The sequence below is a fragment of the Streptomyces sp. NPDC018947 genome, assembly GCF_044390505.1.
GTDB lineage: Bacteria > Actinomycetota > Actinomycetes > Streptomycetales > Streptomycetaceae > Streptomyces.
In genome coordinates, this window is the sequence record NZ_JBIRZD010000003.1 from 475,333 (window position 1) to 491,477 (window position 16,145).

Sequence of the window (16,145 nt, forward strand, 5' to 3'; positions counted from 1 at the left end):
CTCCACCCGCTACGGTGACGTGTGGATCGCGTCGGGAACAAGTGAGGATCACGTGGACGTCTTCGGGGTGCACCGCCGACTCATCCAGGACTACAAGGAGTACACGTCCGGATCGGTGGTGATCGATGATCCGCGCATCGGCGAGAAGGTCTCCAAGTCCCTTGCCGACGGCGACCAGTGGCCCGATCCCTGGCTCTCGCTGAACCCGAGTTTCGAGCGCGGCGGCACCGTCGACCACCTCGCCGACGACCTGGGCCTCCTGCACCCCGAGTGCAAGCGCATCTTCCGGACCGGCAAGGACAAGCCGGATGCGACCGTCCGCCCCATCACCTTTCACCGCCACCAGTACGACGCCATCGAGGCCGCAGCCTCCCGGCAGTCGTACGTTCTCACCACCGGGACCGGTTCCGGAAAGAGCCTTGGCTACATCGTGCCCATCGTCGACCGGGTGCTGCGGGAGAAGGATGCCGGAGCGCCCCCCGGCATCAAGGCGATCATCGTCTACCCGATGAACGCCCTGGCCAACAGTCAGATGGGCGAACTGAAGAAGTTTCTCACCGCCGGCTACGGCGAAGGCCGGGAGCCGGTCACGTACGCCCGTTACACCGGCCAGGAGAAGCAGGCCGACAAGGACGCGGTGCTCGACAGCCCGCCGGACATCCTGCTCACCAACTACGTAATGCTGGAGCTGATGCTCACCCGGCCCGAGGAGCGCAAGCGTCTCATCGGCCGGGCCAAGGGCCTGCGCTTCCTCGTCCTCGACGAGTTGCACACCTACCGCGGCCGGCAGGGCGCCGACGTCGCCGTGCTGGTGCGGCGGGTGCGTGAGGCGTGCGAGTCGCCCGACCTGCAGTGTGTCGGCACGTCCGCCACCATGGCCACCGACGGCACCCCGGCCGCCCGCCGCCGTGCCGTCGCCGATGTCGCCTCCACGCTGTTCGACACGGAGATCCTCCCGGAGCGGGTGGTGGGCGAGACTCTGGTCCGGGCGACTGGTGACGCCATTCCCACCTCCGCCGAACTCGCCGCCCGGGTACGGGAGAACAACCCGCCGCAGGAGTACAAGGCACTCGCCGCCGACCCGCTGGCCCGCTGGATCGAGACCACGTTCGGGCTCACCAAAGTCACTGACGAGGACGGTGCGGAATTGCTGGTCCGCGCCGCTCCCGTCACCGTAGAACTCGCCGCGCGTGCCCTGCGCGAAAAGGCCTTCGACATCCCGAAGGAGGCGCCCGACGACGAGCCGTACACCGCCTGCATGAACGCCATCCGCGCCACCCTGCAGGCTGGCTCGCAGGCCCGTGACCCGGAGACCGACCGGCCCCTGTTCGCCTTCCGGTTGCACCAGTTCCTCTCCAAGGGCGGCTCGGCGTACGTCTCCCTGGAGCCGGCCGAGAGCCGCTACATCACCCGCACCTATCAGCAGCGGGTGCCCGGGCAGCCGGAGAAGCTGCTCCTCCCGCTCTCCTTCTGCCGCGAATGTGGTCAGGAATACCTGACCGTGGCCCGGGACCAGCGTGACGACGGCACGGTGGCCTTCCGCACCCGTGAGGACGAGGACGAGGACCAGGGGTACCTCTACGTCTCCGCCACCAATCCCTGGCCCGAGCATCTGGGCGACGCCGTCGAGCAGCGCCGGTTCCCCGACAGCTGGCTCACCCTCGACCCGAAGAAGGCGACGACCGTCCTCACCACGAGCCGCAGGAAGCGCGCGCCCCAGCCGGTGTGGGTGCGGCCCGACGGCGAAACCGTGGACAAGGGCCACGAGGACGGCCTGTACGCGGCCTACCTGCCCGCCCCGTTCCTCTTCTGCCTGGAATGCGGGGTCAGCTACGAGGAGGTGCGGGAGCGCGACTTCGCCAAGCTGATGACGCTCGACCAGGAGGGCCGCTCCACGGCCACGTCCGTCGTCAGCGCCTCCATCGTGCGCCACCTCAAGGACCTTCCCGAGAAGGAACTCGGCAAGGACGCGCGCAAGTTGCTCACCTTCGTCGACAACCGGCAGGACGCCAGCCTGCAGTCCGGGCACTTCAACGACTTCGTGATGGTCACCCAGCTGCGCGGTGCGCTGTACCGCGCGATGCTGGAGGCGGGGAAGAAGGGGCTGCGCTGGAAGCGGCTCGGCGAGGAGGTCGTGGAGGCCATGGGGCTGGCCCCGCACGAGTACGCCAACAACCCCACCGAGGTGACGGCGCTCGCCGAGGAGACCCGGGACGCGCTGGCCCAGATCGCCGAGTACCGGCTCTTCCTGGACCTGGAGCGCGGCTGGCGGGTCACCATGCCCAACCTGGAGCAGACCGGACTCCTCGGCCTGGAGTACGCAGGTCTCGACGAGATCGCCGAGGACGAGGAGCGCTGGCAGCGGGCCGCGGGCCCGCTGCGCACCGCCACCCCCGCCACCCGCCTCGACCTCGCCCGGGTCCTCATGGACGAACTGCGCCGTCAGCGGGCCGTCGACACGCCCTACTTCACCGAGGCCAAGTTCAACGAGCTGCGCAAGGAGTCGGCGAAGCTGAACGATGCCTGGGGGATCGCCGACACCGAGGCCGCGCCCCCCGCGCCGACCGTCGCCCTGCCGCGTGCGGGGCGGCCGGGCCGCAGCCGCAGCGAGAAGAACCTCACCGGCCGGGGTGCCTTCGGCCGCTTCGTGCGCAAGCCGGGGACCTTCCCCGACTGGCGGCACGACCTCTCCCTCGCCGACGCCCAGGACGTCATCACCGACCTGCTCGACGTCCTCGCCGACGGCGGTGTCCTCACCCGCGTCACCCAGGGCCGGAACGAGGACCCCGGTTACCGTATCAACCACACCGTGATCCGCTGGCACGCCCGCGACGACGACCACGGCACGGTGGACCGGCTGCGCCGCACCTACCGCACCGGACGGGGACCCCGCGTCAACGCCTTTTTCAAGGGCCTCTACAAGGACGTCGCCGGCACCTTCGCCGGCCTGCACGCGGCCGAGCACACCGCCCAGGTCCATCCCGACATCCGCGAGGAGCGGGAACGCCTGTTCAGCAAGGGGGCCCCGCTGCCCCTGCTGTACTGCTCGCCGACGATGGAACTGGGCGTCGACATCGCCAGCCTCAACTCGGTCAACCTGCGCAACGTCCCGCCGACCCCCGCCAACTACGCCCAGCGTTCCGGCCGTGCGGGCCGCTCCGGTCAGCCCGCGCTGGTCACCACGTACTGCGCCACCGGCAACAGCCACGACCAGTACTACTTCACCCGCTCCGACCAGATGGTCGCCGGTACCGTCGCCCCGCCGCGCCTGGACCTGGCCAACGAGGACCTGCTCGCCTCGCACGTGCACGCCATCTGGCTCGCCGAGACGGGACTGGAACTCGGCCGCTCCATGACGAAGATCATCGACGCGGACGGAAAGACCCCCTCCCTGGCCCTGCTGCCCGAGGTGCGCGAGCAGATCGCCAACAAGAGGGCGCAGGCCCGGGCCCTGGCCCGTGCCCGTACCGTTCTCGCCGGCTGCGCCGACACACTGCGGGACACCTCGTGGTGGCACGAGCAGTGGCTGGAGGACACCGTCAAAAGCGCTCCGGGCGCCTTCGACCGAGCCTGCGGCCGCTGGCGCACCCTCTACCAGAAGGCGCTGGAGGAGCGGGAGCTCCAGCACGACAACATCCGCAACCGTACGGCGACCGGCCGCTCCCAGCAGCAGGCCGTACGCCGCCGCGCCCAGGCGGAGAACCAGATAGCGCTCCTGGAGAACCGCCAGGGCGGCGAGCGCACGGTGCTGTCCGACTTCTACCCGTACCGCTACTTCGCCTCCGAGGGCTTCCTGCCCGGCTACTCCTTCCCCCGGCTGCCGCTGGCCGCGTACATCCCCGGCACCGGCCGCACCAGCCGCGGCTACGACGGCGACTACCTCCAGCGCTCCCGGTTCATCGCGATCCGCGAGTTCGGCCCCGGCGCGCTGATCTACCACGAGGGCAGCCGCTTCAAGGTGAACCGGGTCCAGCTGCCGCCGGACACCTCCGGCGAGCTGACCACCGACAGCGCCAAGGTGTGCCAGAGCTGCGGCTACCTGTCGCCGGAGGACCAGCGCGAGGACACCTGCCCCGGCTGCCGGGCCACGCTCGGCGACGCCCGCACCGGCCTGCTGCACCTGCACACGGTCTTCACCCAGCGTCGCGACCGCATCTCCTCCGACGAGGAGGAGCGCCAGCGCACCGGCTACGCCGTGGAGATCTCCTACCGCTTCAAGAAGCACCAGGACGGCCGCGACGGCTCCCTACGGGCCGAGGCCAAGTCCGCGGCCGGCCGGCTCCTCGCCCACCTCGCCTACGGCGACAGCGCCACGGTCCGGCTCACCAACCTCGGCTACCGCCGCTCGGTCGCCAAGGGCGAGATCGGCTTCTGGATCGACCCGGTCACGGGGGAGTGGCTGGCCGGCTCGACCGGCGCCAAGGACACCGGCACGGCCGGGCGGGAGACCCCGGAGGAACAGGCGGGCCTGGCCGACGCGGACAAGGCGCTGCGCAAGGTCCCCGTCATCCCCTATGTCCAGGACACCCGCAACATCCTCGTGCTCCAGCTCGCGGCCCCCGTCGACCGGGACACCGCGATCACCCTCCAGTACGCGCTGGAGCGGGGCATCGAGGCCGAGTTCCAGCTGGAGGACTCCGAACTGGACACCTGGGAGCTGCCGCCGCACGACGGCCCCCGCGAGCGGCTGCTGTTCATCGAGAGCGCCGAGGGCGGTGCGGGTGTGCTGCGCCGGCTGCAGGCCGAGCCCGACGCGCTGGCCCGCGCCGCCCGCCGGGCACTGGAGATCGCGCACTACGACCAGGAGGGCCGCGACCGGGGCGCCGAGAAGCGCAACGGCGACCCGTGCGAGAAGGGCTGCTACCACTGCCTGCTCTCCTTCGGCAACCAGCGCCACCACCGGGCGATCGACCGCCGTCTGGTCCGCGACCTGCTGATGGAGATCAAGGACGGTGCGGTCGGCGGCGGCCACGTCGGCCGCACCCGCGACGAGCACGCCGACGCGCTCATCGAGGGTGCCGACTCCTCCCTGGAGGAGCGGTTCATCGCCTACCTGCGGGCCCACGGCCACCATCTGCCGCAGCGCCAGCAGCTGAAGGTGAGCGAGGCCCTGTCCAAGCCGGACTTCGTCTACGACACCGGCTACGGCCCGATCGCGGTGTTCGTCGACGGCCCGCACCACGACCACGCCGAGACGGCTCTGCGTGACGAGGAGGCCGCCGAGCGGCTGAAGGAGATCGGCTGGGAGGTCATCCGCATCCGGTACGACGACGACTGGGCCAAGGCCGTCGCCGAGTACCCTTCGGTGTTCGGCGAGGCCCGCCGCTGACCTGCGGCGGATCTCACCACCCTCCGTGCACGGGGACGGTGCGTCATGCATTGTCCCCGTGCGACCCGCACCCGCCGGCCCGACCGCAGTCCCGCCCGCCCCGACCCCGGAAGGCACCCATGACCACCGCCGCCCAGCCGACCCAGCAGCAGTACGCGGTCGGCTCCCTCGTCCACGCCCGGGGCCGTGAGTGGGTCGTGCTGCCGGACTCCACGCCGGAGCTCCTCGTCCTGCGCCCGCTCGGCGGCGCCGACGACGACGTCGCGGGCGTCCTGCCCGCACTGGAGCAGGTGGCCCCCGCCACCTTCGCCCCGCCCACCCCCTCCGACCTGGGTGACCAGCAGGCCGCCGGGCTGCTGCGCACCGCCCTGCGCATCGGCTTCCGCTCGGGCGCGGGCCCCTTCCGCTCGCTCGCATCGGTCTCCGTGGACCCCCGCCCGTACCAGCTGGTGCCGCTGCTGATGGCGCTGCGCCAGGACACCGTCCGGTTGCTGATCGCCGACGACGTCGGCATCGGCAAGACGGTGGAGGCCGGACTGATCGCCGCCGAGCTGCTGGCCCAGGGCGACGCCCGCGGCCTGGTCGTGCTCTGCTCGCCGGCCCTGGCCGAGCAGTGGCGGGCCGAGCTGTACGGCAAGTTCGGCGTGGACGCCCGTCTCGTGCTGCCGTCCACGATCGGTCGGCTGCTGCGCGAGACGCCGTACGGTCAGTCGGTGTTCCGCCCCGACGGCGCCTACGTCGTCTCCACCGACTTCATCAAGTCCCCCCGTCACCGCGAGGACTTCCTGAAGAACTGCCCCGACCTGGTGATCGTCGACGAGGCGCACTCCTGCGTCGCCGACACCGCGATCGGCGCCTCCGCGCGCACCTCCCAGCAGCGGTACTCCCTGCTGCGCGCCCTCGCCGACCGGGCGGACCGCCACCTCCTGCTGGTCACGGCCACCCCGCACAGCGGCAAGGAGGAACCCTTCCGCCGCCTGCTCGGCCTACTCGACAACCGCCTCGCCACGGTGAGCTTCGACACGGAGGCGGGCCGCCGGCTCCTCGCGGAGTACTTCGTGCAGCGCCGCCGCGCCGACATCCGCGACGACTTCGGCGACGGCGCGCACTTCCCCACCTCCCGGGACACCGCCGAGTCCCCGTACACCCTGCACCGGGACTACAAGAAGCTCCTCGACGAGGTCCTGGCGTACGCCCGCGAGACCGTCCGCGCGGCCGACGGCGCCCTCCAGCAGCGCCAGCGCTGGTGGTCCACGCTCGCCCTGCTGCGCACCTTGTCCTCCTCCCCGGCCGCCGCTGTGCAGTCCCTGAACACCCGGGCCGGCGTCGAGGAGGCCGACTCCCCGGAGGAGGCCGACCGCACCGGCGAGCGCACCGTCTCCGACCCGGCCGACAGCGAGGGCGCCGAGTCCGCCGACGCGGTCCCCGGCACCCGGCTGCCCGCCGCCGCAGAAGCGGCCGACGGCCCCGACGAGACTCCCGAGCACGATGCCCCCGAGCGCGAGGACACCGCGGAGGACGACGAGGAGAAGGCCCGCCTGATCGCCATGGCCGAGGCGGCCAGGAAGCTCGAAGGCCCCACTCGCGACACCAAGCTCAAGAAGCTGATCGCCACCGTCACCGACCTCCTCGACGAGGGCTACCGCCCCATCGTCTTCTGCCGCTACATCGCGACCGCCGACTACGTGGCCAAGCACCTCACCAAGGTCCTCAACAAGAAGGGTGCCGAGCACCCGGTCGCCGTCGCCTCCGTCACCGGCGAACTCTCGCCCGACCAGCGCGTCACCCGCATCGCCGAGCTGACCGGCGCCGACGAGGACGGCAACCCGCCGGCCGAGCGTCGCGTCCTGGTCGCCACCGATTGCCTCTCCGAGGGCGTCAACCTCCAGGAGTCCTTCGACGCCGTCGTCCACTACGACCTCGCCTGGAATCCCACCCGGCACGAGCAGCGCGAGGGCCGCGTCGACCGCTTCGGCCAGCGCACCGACGTCGTCAAGGCACTCACTCTGTACGGCGCCGACAACCCCGTCGACGGCATCGTCCTGAACGTCCTGCTGCGCAAGCACGAGCGGATCCGCCGCGTCACCGGCATCTCCGTGCCCGTGCCGCAGGAGTCCGAGAGCGCCATGCAGGCCGTCTTCGAGGGCCTGATCCTGCGCGGCGAGAAGGCGGCCTACGAACAGGAGGGCCTGTTCCCGCAGGAGGAGGCGGCAGCCGCCGAGCAGCTGGAGATCGCCTGGCAGTCCTCCGCCGAGCGCGAGAAGCGCAACCGCTCCCGCTACGCCCAGCACCGCATCAAGAAGGACGAGGTGGCCGCCGAGGTCGCCGAGGTCCGCGCCGCGCTCGGCACCGGCGAGGAGGTGCGCGACTTCACCCGCCGCGCCCTGACGGCGCTGCGCGGCATGCCCGCTCCGACAAAGCAGGGCGGCTTCACCGTCCACACCGACGCCCTCCCGCTCGGCCTGCGCGACGCCATCTCCGCCGCGCTCGGCCCCCGCCACCCCCGCCCGGTCGTCTTCCACGACGCCCCCAGCGCCCCGCGGGGCGAGGCCGCCCTCACCCGCACCGACCCGGTGGTCGCCGCCACCGCCCGCTTCGTCCTGGACGCGGCGCTCGACGACGCCGACAAGATCCCGCAGTGGCAGCGCCCCGCCCGCCGCTGCGGCGTCGTCCGCACCAAGGCGGTCGACCGCCGCACCACGCTCCTGCTCGTCCGCCACCGCTTCCGGCTGCACCTGCCCACCCGCGACGGCTCCGTGCGCGAGCAGCTCGCCGAGGACGCCCGCGTGGTCGCCTTCCGCGGCAGCGCCACCGCGCCCCAGTGGCTGCCGGAGGACGAGGCACTCGCGCTCCTGGACGCCCGCGCCGCGCAGAACACCGACCCGACGTTCGCCGCCGGGCACATCAGGGACATCCTGGCGGCCCTGCCCACGGTCCTCATGCCCGAACTGCGCGTTCACTCCGCCGACCTGGGCAAGAAGCTGGAGGCCTCGCACCACCGGGTCCGCACCGCCTCCCGGGCCCGTCTGGCGGGCCTGAAGGTCGTCCCGCAGGGCGACCCGGACGTCCTCGGCGTCTACCACTACCTCCCGGCCCCGACGATCCCCCAGGGAGCGGACGCATGAGCCTCGCCAGGACCCTCGTCACCGACACCGTCGCCACCGTCGGCGGCCTGCTCCCGTACGACCTCCTGGTACGGATCAAGGAGGGCAAGGAGCAGACCGGTTCCAAGCCCGCCGACTACCGCCTGTACGCCAAGGGCGACTCCGTACGCGACGCCGCCGAACGCTCCTGGGGCTACCTGCGCGGCGTGTGGACCTCCTACCAGGACGCACTGGCCCGCGACGGCGCCGACGCCGACCCCGGCGTGCACGCGGTCGGCCTGACCACCGAACGCTGGCTGCTGCCCCTCTTCGAACAGCTCGGCTTCGGCGCCCTCGCCCCCGTTCCCGCCCCCGGCCTGCGCTCCCGCGACGGCGAGAAGGACTTCGGCGTCAGCCACCAGTGGGCGCACGTCCCCGTGCACCTCACCGGCTGGAACGTCCCCCTGGACCACCGCACCCTGGAACTGGCCAAGCAGATCCCGCAGTCGATGGTCCAGGAGTACCTCAACCGCTCCGCGGACTCCACCCTGTGGGGCGTGCTCTCCAACGGCCGCCAGCTGCGCCTGCTGCGCGAGTCGGCCTCCCTCACCGGCGCCGCCTTCATCGAGTTCGACCTCCAGGCGATCTTCGAGGGCAACCGCTCCGACGACTTCGTGCTGCTGTGGCGGCTGCTGCACCGCACCCGCTTCGAGCCCCGCGCCAAGGGCGAGCCGGCCGCGACCTGCCCACTGGAGAAGTGGCGCACCGAGGCCATCGACAGCGGCACCCGCGCCCTGAAGGAACTCCGCAAGGGAGTGGAGAAGGCCCTCGTCGCCATCGGCAACGGCCTCATCACCCACCCCGACAACGCGGCCCTGCGCGACGCCCTGCGCAGCCGCGACAAGAACGTCCGCGACCACCTCCACCCGGCGCTGCTCCGCCTCGCCTACCGCCTGCTGTTCCTCTTCGTCACCGAGGACCGCGACCTGCTGCTGCACCCCGAGGCGACGGCCACCGCCCGCGGTACCTACGAGAAGTACTTCTCCACGGCCCGCCTGCGCCGCCTCGCCCGCCGCGTCGGCACCCTCCACGGCGACCAGTGGCACGCCCTGACCCTGGTCATCAAGGGCCTCGGCACCCCCGGGGGCCGCCCCGAGCTGGGCCTGCCCGCCCTCGGCGGCCTCTTCGAGCCGACGGAGACGGACGAGATCCTGGACGGGCTCAGCCTGTCCAACCAGGCCCTGTACGAGGCCGTACGCGCCCTGTCGGTCGTCCACGACGCCAAGCTGGGCCGCCCCCGCAAGGTCGACTACCGCCACCTGGGCGCGGACGAACTCGGCTCGGTCTACGAGTCCCTGCTGGAGCTGGAGCCGCGCCTGGACGAGGGCGACACGTACGTCCTCGCCAAACTCGACGGCAACGACCGCAAGACCTCCGGCTCCTACTACACCCCGTCCCCACTCATCGACTGCCTCCTCGACTCCGCTCTCGACCCGGTCATCGACCGGGCGGTCCGCTCCGGTACGACACCGAAGGAGCGCGAGGACGCCCTGCTCGCCCTCACGGTCTGCGACCCCGCCTGCGGCTCCGGCCACTTCCTGGTCGCCGCCGCCCGCCGCATCGCCCGCCGCCTCGCCGAGATCCGCAAGGACGACCCCGAGCCCAGCGCCGAGGACGTACGGCACGCCCTGCGCGATGTCGTCTCCCGCTGCGTCTACGGCGTCGACCTCAACCGCATGGCCGTCGAACTGGCCAAGGTCTCCCTGTGGATCGAGGCCATGGAGCCGGGCCGGCCCCTCACCTTCCTCGACGCCCACATCAAGCACGGCAACGGCCTGCTCGGCACGACCCCGAAGCTGCTGGCCGGCGGCCTGCCGGACGACGCGTTCAAGCCGCTTGAAGGTGACGACCGCAAGCACGTCACCGACCTGAAGAAGCGGAACGCGTCGGAGCGCGCGGCGTGGCGAGCGGCCCTGCGGCGCGGGGTGAGTCAGGAGGAGCTGTTCGCCGGGGAGCCGTTCGTCCTGGGCTCCAACGCCGAGTTCGGCGAGAAGCTCTCCCTGATCACCGGCGCGGACTCGGAGGACCTGGAGGACGTCCAGGGCCAGGCCCGTGAGTACCGTGCGCTGACCACGTCCCCCGACTACATCCGCGCCCTGGAGCTCGCGGACGCGTGGTGTGCGGCGTTCGTCTGGAAGAAGACGCCGACCGCCACACCGCCCGCCCTTACCACCAAGTCGCTGCTCACGCTCCACTCGGAGGATGGCGGCGCGCGCCTGCCGGACGGCACGCTGAAGGAACTGGAGCGGCTGCGGGAGGAGTACCACTTCTTCCACTGGCACCTGGAGTTCCCCGAGGTGTTCCGGGTCCCGGCGGACCCGGACGCGCCGGGCGTGGACGAACGCACCGGGTGGCAGGGTGGGTTCAGCTGCGTGCTGGGGAATCCGCCGTGGGAGCGGGTCAAGCTCCAGGAGCAGGAGTTCTTCGCGACCCGGAACGAGGAGATCGCGAACGCCGCGAACAAGGCGGCCCGCGAACGTATGATCGACGCGCTGGCCGAGAGCGAGGAGGAGACGGACCGCGCGCTGCACACCGAGTTCATCGCCGCCCGCCGACTCTCCGAGGGCATCAGCCATCTGCTGCGCGACTCGGGCCGGTTCCCGCTGGCCGGGCGGGGCGACGTCAACACGTACGCGGTGTTCGCCGAGGCGGCCTCCCTGGGCATCGCCCCGACCGGACGCCTGGGCCTGGTCCTGCCCACCGGCATTGCCACGGACGCCACGACGGCCCCGTTCTTCTCCGACCTGGTGCGCACGGCACGGCTTGCGTCGTTCCTGGACTTCGAGAACGAGGCGTTCATCCTGAGCCGGGACGTGCACCACTCGGTGCGCTTCGCCCTGTTCACGGTCACCGGCATGGGCACGCGGGTCGACGAGGCGTCCTTCGCCTTCGGCACCCGCTACATGGAGGACCTGGACGGCCGGCGCTTCGCCATGCCCCCGGAGGAGATTCTGCTGGTCAACCCCAACACGGGCACGCTCCCGGTGTTCCGCACCCGCCGGGACGCCGAGATCAGCCTGGGCGTCTACCGCCGTGTTCCGGTCCTGATGAAGGAGCCGGATGAGAACGGCTGGGGTGGCACCAACCCGTGGGGCCTGACGTTCATGCGCATGTTCGACATGTCCAACGACTCCCACCTTTTCCGGGGCAAGGAGGAACTGGAGGGCGAGGGCTGGCGGCTCACCGGCAACGTGTTCGTCCGCCCCGAGGCCGGGGACAAGCGGCGGTACCTCCCGCTGTACGAGGCGAAGATGCTCCACCACTTCGACCACCGCCTCGGCACGTACGAGGGCCAGACCCAGGCCCAGGCCAACATGGGCACGCTGCCGCGTGTCACGCCGGAACAGCACGACGACCCGGACTTCGCGCCGCTGCCCCGGTACTGGGCGCCGGAGGACGACGTGGACTCGGGGAAACGGGACAAGAAGGGCAACCGGATCATGTGGCCGGGGGTCCGGACTCGGCTGGCGGACAAGGAGTGGTACGAGGAGTGGCTTCTGGGGTGGCGTGACATCTGTCGCGGATCGGACCGCAGGACGATGATCAACACCGCTTTGCGACGTACTGCTGTCCCTGATGGCACCCTGCTGATGCTGCCCACCATCGGCAACCCTGCGTTGCTTCAGGCGGCGCTGTCCTCCTACGTGCTGGACTACGTTGCACGTCAGAAATTCAGCGGCACGCACCTGAAGTTCTTCACCGCTTACCAACTTCCAGTTCTCAGCCCTGAGGCTGGCGAAGAGCCCTGCCCCTGGAACAGTGCCAAGAGCGTCGCTGCGTGGATTGCCGCACGGGTTGCTGAACTGACCTACACCGCTTGGGACATGGCGTCTTTCGCCAGGGCGATCGGTGTGGGGGGCGCCCCTTTCCAGTGGGATGAAGCACGGCGAACGTTGTTGCGCGCGGAGCTCGACGCTGCGTTCTTCCACCTCTATGAGCTCAGTCGCGCAGACGTCGCGTACGTCATGGACACGTTCTCGCGTCTCAAAAGTGACGAGGAGGCTACCTTCGGCACCTACCGCACCAAGGAGCTCATCCTCGACATCTACGACCGCATGGCCGAGGCCCGAGTGACCGGCGGCGAGTACCGGACCATACTGGACCCGCCGCCGGGGGAAGGGCCGCGTCACGAGGCCTGAGCGGCGCGATCTCGAGCGGGCCGGTCAGGTCCGGTTCCGCCCGAGGTTCGCGACGAACCCGGCCCATGCGCTCCGCGCGAACGCGAGCTGAGGGCCACCGCGTTCCTTGGAGTCGCGTACGTGTATGACGGTCGCGTCGGCGGCGATCTCGACGCATTCGCCGCCGTCCCCGCCGCTGTATGTGCTCTTGAACCAGTGGAGCCCGTTGGGCTGTTGGTTGTGCATTCAGTCTCCCAGCAGCTTCTCGATCAGGGCCGAGGACTCAGCCGGGTTAAGAGCCTGCCCTCGGATGCTTCCGTAGCGTGCGGCCAGCATACGGACCTCCTCCGGGTCTGTGATCAGTCGGTTGACGCTCTGGAACTCTCCGTATCCGACCTGCGGTTTACCTTTCGGGGTGAGCAGGATGAACGGCCCTTCCATGCCCGCATGTCCCTGGCACTTCAGCGGAAGCACCTGAATCTCCACGTTGCGCAATTGCCCCATACTCAAGAGGTGCCGCAACTGTTCCTGCTGTACTGCCCGGCCGCCGATCTCTCGGAGCAGCACCGACTCCTCGATGAGTGCTGTGACCATGGGTGGGGGCCAGCAGGCCAGGATCTCCTGCCGGTCGAGCCTCGCAGTCACTCGTTGCTCGATGGTCTCCTCATCCAGGAATGGGCGCCGCGCTGTGAAGATGGTCTGCGCGTACCCTCTTGTCTGCAGGAGCCCCGGCATCGTCAGCGTGCTGTAGAAGCAGACTTCTACCGCCTCCCGCTCCAACCGCGCGTAGTCCTTGAACCACTCCGGATGCCGCACCCGACGCCGCGTCTTCGCCCGCTCCACATCCTCCGCCGCCGAGGCCAGCAGACCCCCGCACTCCAGTAACTGGTCCACCGCCACCAGCAGCTCCGGCTGAGGCGTCCGCCGAGCCCGCTCGACCGAGGAGATCGTCTCCTCCCCGTATCCGAGCCGGTCGCCCAGCTCCTTCTGGCTCAGCCCGGCCCGCTCCCGGGCCACCTTGATCTGCCGGCCGAGCGCCCGGAACAGGTCCGCGACCTCGTCCGTGCCGTCCGCCTCGCCGCTCGTGGGAACCCCCGCACCCGGCTGTGCTGCCATGCCGTACCACCACCCTGTTCCTTGTACCGAGGACGAACCGGCGACGGCACGGCCACGTCACGCCCGTACACCCGTACACCGCGCCGTCCGTACCGGGACAGTCACCCTCCGTGCCGCCTCGGCGCTCCTCACGGTAGGACGACTCCGTCACCCCTGGTGGGGTGAACCAGGGAACCGTCACCGCACCTGGTGAACCGACCGCTCTCCCGGGCTGCCTCCGTACCCTGCTCCCCGCCGCGGTGCCTGGCGCGCACACCACGCGCCATGCCACCGGGTGCCGACGCGCGACGCAACAAGGCCGGTCAGAAGCTAGGCAAAACCAATCATCGATCAGATGAGGGGAGTTGATAAGTTCGTGCGAGCGGTGACTGACGGCTGCAGTGGAGTCCGCTGCGGTATGGCGGAGAACGGGGGAGCGAAGTGGTCTGGGAAGAGTGGGAGAGGGCCAAGGCCGCGGCATCGGAGGGCCAGGCCGCCCGGATGCAGCTGAACCAGGCCGGACCGGGCGGTGCCGACGGCCTGGATCTCGTGGTGTACCAGGATGATCTCGGGGCCGTCGGCCACGAGGCGTTCGTCCTCCACGGCGAGCTGAAGAAGAGAGCGGACATCGCCGGGGTGGGCGCTGACAGGAACGGATCGGGGTCCACCATGCAGGCGGCCGCCGAACTCAAAGATCACCACCTCGGGCTCGGCTCGGAACTGGAGTCGACCGTCGAGGTCTGGACTTCGCAGGTGAAGCACGTCCTGCAGGCCTGCGCGCACATCTCCAACCACCTGGACTACAGCAAGAAGCTGTATGCGCGGGAGGACGCCAAGATAGCCGCCGAGGTCCGCAGCCGTACGGGGACGTTGCCCGTCTCGGTGCTGAACGACTATTTCAAGTAGGAGGTGCCATGGGTGGTTTCTCGTACTCGGATCTCATGGCCCTGGACCTCGCCAAGCTGGGAACGGCCGCGTCCGACTGGGTGACGATGGCCGGCGAACTGGCCGAACTCACGACCGATGTGCGGGACGGCCTGACGAAGAAGTCCGACGGAGCCCGCTGGAAGGGCGTCAACGCCGGAGTGACCAAGGAGTTCGTGCGCAAGACGGCCAAGGAGTTCACGGACCTGCAGGCGGAGGCCGAGAGCATCGCCAATGTCCTCACCGACGCACACCTTGAGCTGACGCGCTATCAGAAGCGGGCGCAGACCCTCACGGACGAAGCGCGTAAGGGCGACCCGGACCGCACTCCGCCGGACCCGGGACTCCTCGTCCTCGACGGCCCGGACGGGACGGTCCGCGTCACGGAGGCGATGTGCACCCCCGAAGGGCCCGACCAGCGCGCCAGGGACCGCATGCAGTGGTACGCGGACACGCTCACGGGGATCGTCCAGCACGCCGCCGAGGTCGACGCGGCGGCCGTACGCGCGCTACGCAAGAGCCACGGCAGAGACCCGCACAACGCGGGTCACGCCACGTACACGTCCCTGGACGAGGAGCAGTTGCCGCGCGCGAAGGAATTGGCCGGGCTCGGCGGGGACGCGAATCCGGAGCAGCGGGCCGAACTGCGGCGCCTGTGGGAGTCCCTGAGCCCCGAGGCGCGGGCACGGCTCTGGCTGGCGCAGAAGGACGACCTGATGGCGGCGGGCATACTGAGCCCCACCATGCAGCAGGCCGCGGCGGACGCGGGAGCGGGGAAGCACGGCTCCGAGTCGCCCGGCTTCGACGAGTGGGCCACCAAGCAGAAGATGGAACTGCTGACGGAGGGCGCCGACTGGCAGGGCATGACGGACGCATCCCGCCACATGGCCCACTACCTGGGAAACAGCGGCAGCCCCATGAACCTGCCAGTGGACAAGATGATGTCGGACGTCCCCTCCTACAAGGCGTACGTCGACGAGACGGTCAGGCTGAACCAGGACGACTGGCGCAGGCAGGCGCTCGACGAGTTCAGGAAGAACGGCGGGAAGCCGGTCGCCTTCCCGGTCGAGGTGAAGCACCCCAAGAGCTTCTACTTCGGGAAGGAGGTCGACCCCAACTGGTTCTACGCGGTGGGCGGAGCCAACACCAACGTCACCGGTGTGGTGACCGCGGTCCCGGACGCGAACGGCAACCCCAGGATCGGCGTCGACTATCAGGTGAACGTCTGGGACCGGTACAACTGGGATGAGGGCAAGGGCGTCGACATCGGTCCGCTGAAGATCCCCGACGGGCAGATGGCCAAGCTGCACCGGGTAGGTTTCGCCCAGGAGTTCGACATGGCGGGCAGCAGCAGCGCCCACCACTACGACCTCGGCTCCTCGAAGCCGAACGACGACCCGCTACCGGGTCCCGACGACAGCAGGGACGGACGCATGAACCCCGGCCGGGAGCAACAACAGGACCGTGCGACCGGCATGCCGACGGGAAGGGCGGACGGCCGGTGAGCGAAGGGAATCCCTTCCGGGCACCCGAGAA

7 protein-coding genes are annotated in these 16,145 nt (G+C 70.3%); 5 read left to right on the forward strand and 2 right to left on the reverse strand.

What is annotated here, in order from left to right; all coding sequences use genetic code 11:
• Positions 1-52: 52 nt before the first annotated feature.
• From ACH499_RS10130 to ACH499_RS10140, 3 genes are all read left to right on the forward strand, one after another.
• Positions 53-5,329, forward strand: coding sequence for a DEAD/DEAH box helicase (locus ACH499_RS10130; protein WP_399014685.1), 5,277 nt, complete (start codon positions 53-55; stop codon positions 5,327-5,329).
• Between the two features lie 119 nt (positions 5,330-5,448).
• The gene (locus ACH499_RS10135; protein WP_399014688.1) at positions 5,449-8,454 is read left to right on the forward strand and encodes a helicase-related protein; all 3,006 of its coding nucleotides are present in this window, start codon (positions 5,449-5,451) and stop codon (positions 8,452-8,454) included.
• A complete protein-coding gene (locus ACH499_RS10140; RefSeq protein WP_399014690.1) occupies positions 8,451-12,611 on the forward strand; it encodes an Eco57I restriction-modification methylase domain-containing protein in 4,161 nt (1,386 codons plus the stop codon). The genes ACH499_RS10135 and ACH499_RS10140 overlap by 4 nt, the downstream gene beginning before the upstream one ends.
• 24 nt (positions 12,612-12,635) lie before the next feature.
• Here the strand turns inward: ACH499_RS10140 and ACH499_RS10145 are convergent, their stop codons facing one another.
• Together ACH499_RS10145 and ACH499_RS10150 are read right to left on the reverse strand one after the other, a co-directional pair.
• A complete protein-coding gene (locus ACH499_RS10145; RefSeq protein WP_399014692.1) occupies positions 12,636-12,836 on the reverse strand; it encodes a DUF397 domain-containing protein in 201 nt (66 codons plus the stop codon).
• The gene (locus ACH499_RS10150) at positions 12,837-13,706 is read right to left on the reverse strand and encodes a Scr1 family TA system antitoxin-like transcriptional regulator (RefSeq protein ID WP_399014695.1); all 870 of its coding nucleotides are present in this window, start codon (positions 13,704-13,706) and stop codon (positions 12,837-12,839) included.
• A 480-nt stretch (positions 13,707-14,186) separates the two neighbouring features.
• Here ACH499_RS10150 and ACH499_RS10155 point away from each other — a divergent pair, with 480 nt between their 5' ends.
• Complete coding sequence (locus ACH499_RS10155) at positions 14,187-14,591, forward strand: hypothetical protein (protein ID WP_399014697.1); 405 nt, start codon at positions 14,187-14,189, stop codon at positions 14,589-14,591.
• An 8-nt stretch (positions 14,592-14,599) separates the two neighbouring features.
• The gene (locus ACH499_RS10160) at positions 14,600-16,114 is read left to right on the forward strand and encodes a hypothetical protein (RefSeq protein WP_399014699.1); all 1,515 of its coding nucleotides are present in this window, start codon (positions 14,600-14,602) and stop codon (positions 16,112-16,114) included.
• The last annotated feature ends 31 nt before the right edge of the window (positions 16,115-16,145 follow it).

What these genes read in the sequence shown, in the direction of transcription:
- ACH499_RS10135 (WP_399014688.1), top strand. Translation starts at nt 5,449, where the DNA reads ATGACCACCGCCGCCCAGCCGACCCAGCAGCAGTACGCGGTCGGCTCC.
- ACH499_RS10140 (WP_399014690.1), top strand. Translation starts at nt 8,451, where the DNA reads ATGAGCCTCGCCAGGACCCTCGTCACCGACACCGTCGCCACCGTCGGC.
- ACH499_RS10145 (WP_399014692.1), bottom strand. Translation starts at nt 12,836, where the DNA reads ATGCACAACCAACAGCCCAACGGGCTCCACTGGTTCAAGAGCACATAC.
- ACH499_RS10150 (WP_399014695.1), bottom strand. Translation starts at nt 13,706, where the DNA reads ATGGCAGCACAGCCGGGTGCGGGGGTTCCCACGAGCGGCGAGGCGGAC.
- ACH499_RS10155 (WP_399014697.1), top strand. Translation starts at nt 14,187, where the DNA reads ATGCAGCTGAACCAGGCCGGACCGGGCGGTGCCGACGGCCTGGATCTC.
- ACH499_RS10160 (WP_399014699.1), top strand. Translation starts at nt 14,600, where the DNA reads ATGGGTGGTTTCTCGTACTCGGATCTCATGGCCCTGGACCTCGCCAAG.